Source organism: Paenibacillus cisolokensis (assembly GCF_018403665.1).
Taxonomy (GTDB): Bacteria; Bacillota; Bacilli; order Paenibacillales; family Paenibacillaceae; genus Paenibacillus_AH; species Paenibacillus_AH cisolokensis.
In genome coordinates, this window is the sequence record NZ_BOVJ01000225.1 from 1 (window position 1) to 5,784 (window position 5,784).

At 50.5% G+C, this 5,784-nt stretch carries 6 protein-coding genes and 2 pseudogenes; 2 read left to right on the forward strand and 6 right to left on the reverse strand.

The window, feature by feature from the left end; translation table 11 throughout:
* Positions 1-57: 57 nt before the first annotated feature.
* From PACILC2_RS24620 to PACILC2_RS24635, 4 genes and pseudogenes are all read right to left on the reverse strand, one after another.
* The gene (locus PACILC2_RS24620; protein WP_307860708.1) at positions 58-513 is read right to left on the reverse strand and encodes a glucose-6-phosphate dehydrogenase; all 456 of its coding nucleotides are present in this window, start codon (positions 511-513) and stop codon (positions 58-60) included.
* Between the two features lie 40 nt (positions 514-553).
* A pseudogene (gene hxlB / locus PACILC2_RS24625) lies at positions 554-1,110 on the reverse strand (6-phospho-3-hexuloisomerase).
* A gap of 7 nt (positions 1,111-1,117) precedes the next feature.
* Entirely contained in the window at positions 1,118-1,750 is a 633-nt protein-coding gene (hxlA, locus tag PACILC2_RS24630) for a 3-hexulose-6-phosphate synthase (protein ID WP_062490602.1), read from the reverse strand.
* Between the two features lie 297 nt (positions 1,751-2,047).
* Positions 2,048-2,959: an SDR family oxidoreductase gene (locus PACILC2_RS24635; protein ID WP_213531534.1), complete on the reverse strand. Its 912-nt coding sequence runs from the start codon at positions 2,957-2,959 to the stop codon at positions 2,048-2,050.
* A gap of 212 nt (positions 2,960-3,171) precedes the next feature.
* Between PACILC2_RS24635 and istA the strand changes: the two genes are divergently transcribed.
* On the forward strand, positions 3,172-4,395 hold the full coding sequence (istA, locus tag PACILC2_RS24640; protein ID WP_213531536.1) for an IS21 family transposase: 1,224 nt from the start codon (positions 3,172-3,174) through the stop codon (positions 4,393-4,395).
* Entirely contained in the window at positions 4,392-5,144 is a 753-nt protein-coding gene (gene istB, locus PACILC2_RS24645; protein ID WP_213531538.1) for an IS21-like element helper ATPase IstB, read from the forward strand. Before istA ends, istB begins: the two co-directional genes overlap by 4 nt.
* Before the next feature lie 203 nt (positions 5,145-5,347).
* On the opposite strand, the gene PACILC2_RS24650 is transcribed toward istB, so the two are convergent.
* Together PACILC2_RS24650 and PACILC2_RS24655 are read right to left on the reverse strand one after the other, a co-directional pair.
* A complete protein-coding gene (locus tag PACILC2_RS24650; RefSeq protein WP_213531540.1) occupies positions 5,348-5,569 on the reverse strand; it encodes a helix-turn-helix domain-containing protein in 222 nt (73 codons plus the stop codon).
* Between the two features lie 18 nt (positions 5,570-5,587).
* Positions 5,588-5,784: pseudogene (locus PACILC2_RS24655) on the reverse strand (DUF2975 domain-containing protein); the annotation flags it as partial.

Genomic DNA, 5,784 nt, shown 5'->3' on the forward strand with positions numbered 1-5,784 from the left:
CAAGGAATTAACTGCTGCTAGTTGAGGACTCCCTATGAAGCTGGCTTCAAAACGAAATTATGCAAAAGGCTCATTCTCGGCAATGACGCCAAAAAACTTCGGAGCGACGGATAAATAGTACATCCGGTTTTGCTCTGTGATGCCGAGCTCCTGCTCCCGCTTCCGAACCAGCGTCAGCAGTTTGTTATATTCCGCTTTGTTCGTCACATCCAGAGCGATATAACGGAAGCTGCGCAGAAATGCTTCGAATTGCGAGCGGTTTTCCGGACTGCGCCTTGAAAAGGTGCGTATTGCCAACTCGACATGCTTCCGGAATTCGCCCTCTGTCAACGGCTCCCGCCCCGATCCGATCAGCGAAAAACGATGCGGCAGCTTTTGCTCTACGAACAAATTGAACAGCGCGGGAAATATTTTGCGTTTGGCCAAATCGCCGGTGGCCCCGAACAATATTAAAGTCATGGAATCCATCTTGATTTCACATCCTTTCCTTCCATTTTCCCTTATATAAAACATAGTCCCCACGCATGAGGTGAGGACTACGTCATCGTTTTCTTTACTCCAGATTTGCGTGTCTTCCGAACATCGTGCCGGATTCGATCCCTTTTTCTCCATCAGCTTCAAGATGACGGAGTCAAAGAACAACAAAAGGGTTTGTTCGAACAGCGAAGCCATCGGCTGTATCGTTTTGTACTCTCCGTCCGCCTTGTCTTTGGGCGAGCCGGGCATTTTCACCACAATATCGGACAGTCTTCCGATCGTTGACTCCGGGAAGATCGTCACAACGGCAACCGCTGCGCCCAAGCTTTTCGCTTTCTCGGCCATGAAGCTCAAGCTTTTCGTCTCGCCCGAACCCGACCCGACGATGAGCAGGTCGTTTTTGTCCAGGTTGGGGGTGACCGTTTCGCCTACGACGTAAGCGTCGAATCCCATTTGCATCAGCCGCATGGCGAAGGCCCGGATCATCAAACCGGATCGGCCCGCACCGGCCACAAAGATTTTCTCGGACTCCAGAATTGCGTGGACCAGCTTTTCCGCTTCGTCCTCTGCGATGAAATCCGCGCTCCGGTGCAGTTCTTCAATCACCTCGGCTAAAAATTGAACCGTCCGCATAACCGCATTACCCTTGTTTGATCAACCGGTGCATTTCGGCTGCTACCGCTTTTTTGTCCTCTTGACCGGTAATGCCGCCGCCCACAATGACGAGGTCCGGTTGTGCTTTGATGACTTCAGGCAGCGTCTCCAGTTTGATGCCGCCGGCGACAGCCGTTTTGGCATGTTTCACGACCCGCTTGATGGTTGCCAAATCTTCGAAGGAATTTTTGCCGACAGCTTGCAGATCATAACCGGTATGCACGCAAATGTAATCGACGCCAAGCGCATCGAGTTCCTTCGCTCGTCCTTCGATATCTTTCACCGCGATCATGTCGACGAGAATTTTCTTTTGCTGCTTTCTTGCTTCTTCCACAGCGCCCTTGATCGTCATGTCCTCGGCTACACCGAGAATGGTCACGATATCCGCGCCGGCTTCCGAAGCTTTCATCACCTCATAGCCGGCCGCGTCCATCACTTTCAGGTCTGCCAGCACTTTCAAATGCGGAAATGCTTCTTTGATTTCCTTTACGGCTCGAAGACCTTCGTTGATAATGACCGGCGTACCGATTTCTACGATATCCACATACTCCTCGACTTCTTTGACCAGTTCTTTCGCTTCCGGTATATTTACAAGATCCAACGCCAATTGCAGTTCCATGAATGCATTCCTCCTCAAATGGTTACGGATTTTTTTACGACGGCCTTGCGGCCTTTCGATCTTGGGGCTTGCTGTGACATCGTTTATTGTAGGTCCACTCTTTCGAAAAAGGAAGTACGCACTTTCAAGTGATGTAGTTACCCGTAAGAAACTTTTGCGATGGATAAGGAGTTTGGCATACAAAAACATCTGCTTTTCTCAAGCTGAGAAGAAGCAGATGTTTCTCGAGCGGTATTGGTCTTATTTCTATGGCCAAGCGGCTTACAATTGTATGCCGTTATTATGTTTTCTTGAATATTAGCGGTACCCGGAAGCGTCCGCCGGTTTCCCTGCTTCCACCACTTCTGCGAGATACCGCCAGCAGTCCGGCTGTGAGCCGTCAAGATCATAAAAACCGTACACTTGTGCGAGTTCACCGCTTGATACAGACTGCCCGTTCCATCGCGCGACCTCCGGATCACCGGCTAACGCGGCAACGGCGCGCCCGACATAACGCGGCGTTTCCGAGATGACGAAGTGAGGTTCCTTCACAGTGGCATCACGCCAGTTTTCTTCCGTGACGCCATAGTGATCCAGCATAATTTCAGAACGCATCCATCCCGGAGTCACGGCTACGGCGGTACATTGATAAGGTGAAAGTTCATGGGCCAAAGACTTCGCCATACGAATGACAGATGTCTTGGCCAGATCGTAAAACAGCGACAAACGGTAATTTTTATCGTTGTATTCGGCCGTGCCGTCCGTCACTTCAATGACCAGTCCGTTCTTGTTTCGGATTAACAGCGGCAATGCAAAGTGGCTTGTAATGATATGCGTATCAATCGCAAGCCGAAGCATGCGAAATCCCTTTTCAAGGGAATGCTCCCATACCGGCACGTTCCACTGTGCCAAATATTCCGCTCCCCATATGTCGTTGACAAGGATGTCCAGTCGCCCCTGTTCGTTCTCGATACGTGCAATAAGAGCTTGAACCTGATCGGGATCGAGATGGTCCACTTGAACCGCTATCCCTCTGCCGCCCGCATCATTTACAAGTTCGGCGGTTTCTTCAATGGTTTCAGGACGACCGTACTCGGAACGCTGCGTTCGTGTCGTCCGTCCGGTCACATAAACGGTCGCTCCCGCCGCCCCTAATTCGATCGCTATTCCTCGACCGGCGCCGCGTGTCGCACCCGCTACCAAAGCCACTTTTCCATCTAAAGGCTGCATGCTCTGTCACTCCTTTTGTTCATTATCCTCCATTATAGAGTATGAATATGACAAGGAATGACATATTAGAAACATCGTTAGGGGATCTTTTAATATAGCAGCTTGTTACCGCCGGATTATAATTGACCCAGGTTCGCCGGAATGAAAATGACCCACCCCTGTCGAAATAAACCCTCTGAATTACCGCCAAGTGATTCGGAGGGAAGACATCGATGTTAGGGAGTGGGCTTGTGATTAGCTTACATGAACAAAAGGCAATGGGCAAGAGTATCCGGCAAATAGTCAGAGATACCGGGATCTCTAGGAACACGATTCGAAAGTATCTTCGTTACAACGGGCTACCGGAACGTAAAAAGCGGAGCAAACGTGGCTCTAAACTGGACCCGTTCAAGCCAGTACTCGATATGTTGCTCGCTCAAGGTATTTACAATTGTGAGGTGTTGTGGGAGAGAATCCGTGAGCAAGGCTACACTGGCGGAAAGACGCTTGTGAAAGATTACGTACAGCCCTTTCGCCCGCCGCGCCGGACGCCTGCGGTTCAGCGCTACGAGACAAAACCCGGCGAACAGGCGCAAGTAGATTGGGGGATCGCCGATTATGTCGATGAAAATGGCATCATCCACAAAGTGCCGGTGTTTGTTATGGTGCTCGGCTATTCACGGGCGATGTACATCGAGTTTGCTAGACGCTGCGACATCCGCAGCTTCCTTCGCTGCCTGATCCATGCATTGGAGTACTTCGGCGGTGTACCGAACGTGATGCTCACCGACCGCATGAAGACAGTCATTCTTGGCGTAAGAGACGACCGCAAGCCCGAATGGCATCCGGTGTTTGCAGACTTCGCCGCAGCCGTCGGCATGGTGCCGAAGGTATGCCGTGTCCGTAGGCCACAGACCAAAGGCAAAGTCGAACGCGGTGTGCAGTTCGTCAAGGACAACTTCTTGCCGGGACGCACCTTTACTGACTTGGGTGATCTGAACACGCAGGCCCGGCATTGGTGCGATGAGAAAAATCGTCGCATTCACGGGACGACCGGGGAGCGTCCCTGTGATCGGCTGCCATTGGAGCAGTTAAAACCGCTGCCTGTTGAGGAAGTCATTGCTCCCTTCCGCTTCGAGACCAGACAGGTGAGCCGGGACGGGTTCGTGAGCTTCGACGGTGTTCGTTACGGTGTGCCGTGGACATACAGCGGCCGGGAAGTTATGGTTCGACTGTTGCGTGGATTTGTGGAGATATGGGCGGATGGACAACTGATCGCTCGTCATGAACAGATACACCGATCACGTGCTGTCGTGATGTTGCCTGGGCAGTATGCCGGACTACATACAGCTCAAGGACATGCGCATCCCCGCCCCGTTGCCCGTCAGATTCCGGCAGAGCAGGTCGAAACAAGATCGCTGGATCTGTATGACCGTCTCGCGGAGGTGGGCGCATGAAGGCCTTGACGGAAGGATACGAACGGTTAGCGGAACTGGGATTGGAACACGCCGCCGCGATCCTGGGGGATACGCTGCAAGCGGCCATGCGAGAGAAGAGCGATTATATGACGTTTCTGCTTGCACTGCTGGATTACGAGCGAAATCAGCGCCAGCAGCGTAATCTGGAAGTGCGCACGAAGCTGGCGCACCTGCCCTACCGCAAGACGTTGGAGGAGTTTGACTTCTCTTTTCAACCGAGCATAGAGGAACGGTTGGTTCGCGAACTGGCGACGATGAGCTTTGTCGGGCGTCAGGAGAACGTGATTCTGCTGGGACCGCCCGGCGTCGGGAAAAGTCATTTGGCTGTGGCCCTCGGTGTGGAAGCGATCCGTCAAGGACTATCTGTATATTTTGTGAGCCTCACGCAGATGATGAGCGATTTACGCAAGGCTTACGAGGAGAACCGATTGGAACGTCGGATGCGCGTCTACCTGCGTCCGAAGTTGCTCATTGTCGATGAAGTCGGCTACATGCCGCTCGATCCGGTTGCAGCCAATCTGTTCTTCCATGTGATTAGCGCCCGGTATGAACGCGGGAGTCTGATCATGACAAGCAACAAGAGCTTCGGGGAATGGGGAGAACTGCTAGGGGATCACGTACTGGCGACAGCCGTTCTAGACCGCTTGCTGCATCACGCGCATATATTAAACATTCGCGGAAACAGCTACCGGCTAAAAGATCGATTGCCGCTGGGCAAGAACGCATGAAGACCGAGGGTGGGTCAATTTTAAGTCGGCGCTGGTGGGTCAATTTAAATCCGGCGTTGACACAGCTAAATCGATTTAGGTTCACCTCCGAATAATTTCTTCTATTTTAAAAGGCTATTTAAAAAAGATTAATATCATCTAATGCCTTTTTATTTCCGAAATCTTTAGAAATGTTATGAATGGTTAAATCTAAAAAATGTTCATTATCCTTGAGTGCCTTCGTCACTTTTGTATTCTAAAATATCTCCAGGCTGACATTCTAAAGCCTTACAAATCGCATCTAAAGTTGATAATCGAATCGCTTTTGCCTTTCCATTTTTTAATATAGAAAGATTAGCCATCGTTATTCCAACCCTCTCAGAAAGCTCTGTAACACTCATTTTCCTTTTAGCCAACATCACATCAATATTGATGATAATTGCCAAGTTATTCATCTCAGATCGTTAATCATTTTCTGATTTTATATCTAGGCTTCTTGTAAAAGCCTTTGGAGAACAGCAGCAAAGACTGCAATAATTGTTGAAGCAAAAATAATGCCCAATCCGATTACCATGATACCTGGGGCGTCTTCTAACTTCGCCACGATATAGAAGAATGGCAAACCTGGCACATACGAGATACTGATTGTGATTGCACAGTA